The 3,016-nt window shown below is 54.0% G+C and carries 1 rRNA gene; it reads right to left on the reverse strand.

Features of this window, described 5'->3' with window-relative positions:
* Positions 1-8: 8 nt before the first annotated feature.
* Positions 9-2,922 (reverse strand): 23S ribosomal RNA (locus tag HZS85_RS16495).
* Positions 2,923-3,016: the final 94 nt, after the last annotated feature.

The raw sequence follows: 3,016 nt of genomic DNA on the forward strand, positions 1-3,016 counted from the left end.
GCATCTGCTAGAACAAGGCCTCGACCGATTAGTATCACTCAGCTCCACATGTCGCCATGCTTCCACCCGTGACCTATCTACCTCATCGTCTCTGAGGGGTCTTTCTTGATTACTCAAAGGGAAATCTCATCTTGGAGGGGGCTTCATGCTTAGATGCTTTCAGCATTTATCCCGTCCGCACGTAGCTACCCAGCGATGCTCCTGGCGGAACAACTGGTACACCAGCGGTGCGTCCATCCCGGTCCTCTCGTACTAAGGACAGCTCTCCTCAAATTTCCTGCGCCCACGACGGATAGGGACCGAACTGTCTCACGACGTTCTGAACCCAGCTCGCGTACCGCTTTAATGGGCGAACAGCCCAACCCTTGGGACCTACTCCAGCCCCAGGATGCGATGAGCCGACATCGAGGTGCCAAACCTCCCCGTCGATGTGGACTCTTGGGGGAGATCAGCCTGTTATCCCCAGGGTAGCTTTTATCCGTTGAGCGATGGCCCTTCCATGCGGAACCACCGGATCACTAAGCCCGACTTTCGTCCCTGCTCGACTTGTAGGTCTCGCAGTCAAGCTCCCTTCTGCCTTTGCGCTCTACGAATGATTTCCAACCATTCTGAGGGAACCTTTGGGCGCCTCCGTTACTGTTTAGGAGGCGACCGCCCCAGTCAAACTACCCGCCTGACACGGTCCTCCAGCCGGATCACGGCTGCGAGTTAGAGACTCTATGCATGAAGGGCGGTATCCCAAGGGTGACTCCTCCGAAGCTGGCGCTCCGGGCTCGACGTCTCCCGCCTATCCTGTACATCATGCACAAAGCCTCAATATCAGGCTGTAGTAAAGCTCCATGGGGTCTTTCCGTCCTGTCGCGGGTAACCTGCATCTTCACAGGTACTATGATTTCACCGGGTCTCTCGTTGAGACAGTGCCCAAATCGTTACGCCTTTCGTGCGGGTCGGAACTTACCCGACAAGGAATTTCGCTACCTTAGGACCGTTATAGTTACGGCCGCCGTTTACTGGGGCTTCGGTTCAAAGCTTCGCTTGCGCTAACCCATCCCCTTAACCTTCCAGCACCGGGCAGGCGTCAGCCCCTATACGTCATCTTGCGATTTAGCAGAGACCTGTGTTTTTGCTAAACAGTCGTTTGGGCCTATTCACTGCGGCTCTACTCATGTAGAGCGTCCCTTCTCCCGAAGTTACGGGACCATTTTGCCGAGTTCCTTAACGAGAGTTATCCCGCGCGTCTTAGAATTCTCATCTCGCCTACCTGTGTCGGTTTACGGTACTGGCGCCTTCCCCCTCACTAGAGGCTTTTCTTGGCAGTGTGAAATCGTGACCTACGTCCCTACGGGACTCCGCGTCGTTCCTTGACTGTGGTGCCTGACGGATTTGCCAATCAGACGGTCTTGAAACTTGCACATGCACTTCCATCCGCATGCGTCACTATCCTCCTGCGTCCCCCCATTGTTCAAACGGTGGATCGGCGGTACAGGAATATCAACCTGTTATCCATCGCCTACGCCTTTCGGCCTCGGCTTAGGTCCAGACTAACCCTGAGCGGACGAGCCTTCCTCAGGAAACCTTGGGCTTTCGACGGAGGGGATTCTCACCCCTCTTTTCGCTACTCACACCGGCATTCTCACTTCCAAACGCTCCACTGCTCCTTCCGGTACAGCTTCGCAGCGGTTTGGAACGCTCCCCTACCATTCCTTACGGAATCCGCAGCTTCGGTGGTATGTTTAGCCCCGTTACATTTTCGGCGCGGCGCCACTCGACTAGTGAGCTATTACGCACTCTTTGAATGGTGGCTGCTTCTAAGCCAACATCCTAGCTGTCTAGGCAGCGCCACATCCTTTTCCACTTAACATACACTTGGGGACCTTAGCTGGCGGTCTGGGCTGTTTCCCTCTTGACTACGGATCTTATCACTCGCAGTCTGACTCCCGAGTATAAGTTGCTGGCATTCGGAGTTTAACTGAATTCGGTAACCCTGTGGGGGCCCCTAGTCCAATCAGTGCTCTACCTCCAGAACTCTCAACCTCGAGGCTAGCCCTAAAGCTATTTCGGGGAGAACCAGCTATCTCCAGGTTCGATTGGCATTTCACCGCTACCCACACCTCATCCCCGCACTTTTCAACGTGCGTGGGTTCGGACCTCCAGTCAGTGTTACCTGACCTTCATCCTGGACATGGGTAGATCACCTGGTTTCGGGTCTACGACAACGCACTGAACGCCCTGTTCAGACTCGCTTTCGCTACGGCTCCGCCTCATCGGCTTAACCTCGCGCGTTATCGTAACTCGCCGGTTCATTCTACAAAAGGCACGCCATCACCCGTTAACGGGCTCTGACTACTTGTAGGCATACGGTTTCAGGATCTATTTCACTCCCCTTCCGGGGTGCTTTTCACCTTTCCCTCACGGTACTGGTTCACTATCGGTCACTAGGGAGTATTTAGCCTTGGGAGATGGTCCTCCCGGATTCCGACGGGGTTTCACGTGTCCCGCCGTACTCAGGATCCACTCTGGAGGGAAAACAGTTTCAGCTACAGGGCTGTCACCTTCTTCGGCCGACCTTTCCAGGTCCTTCACCTACTGTCTTCCTTTTTGACTCCGTATAGAGTGTCCTACAACCCCGAAGAGCATGCTCTCCGGTTTGGGCTGTTCCCGTTTCGCTCGCCGCTACTCAGGGAATCGCATTTGCTTTCTCTTCCTCCGGGTACTTAGATGTTTCAGTTCCCCGGGTCTGCCTCACGCTACACTATGTATTCATGTAACATGTCCCATCCCATTACGGATGGTGGGTTCCCCCATTCGGAAATCTTCGGATCAAAGCATACTTACTGCTCCCCGAAGCATATCGCTGTTCGTCGCGTCCTTCATCGGCTCCTAGTGCCAAGGCATCCACCGTACGCCCTTCATACCTTGATCTAGCGTTGGTATTCTAAGAACACACGTCTTAAATGACATGGTTAATTAAAAGTTTGATGTCTTGTTGATGTCTTCAGTTTTCAAGGTGCGAGTG

It is taken from the genome of Exiguobacterium sp. s130 (assembly GCF_018619055.1).
Classification (GTDB): domain Bacteria; phylum Bacillota; class Bacilli; order Exiguobacteriales; family Exiguobacteriaceae; genus Exiguobacterium_A.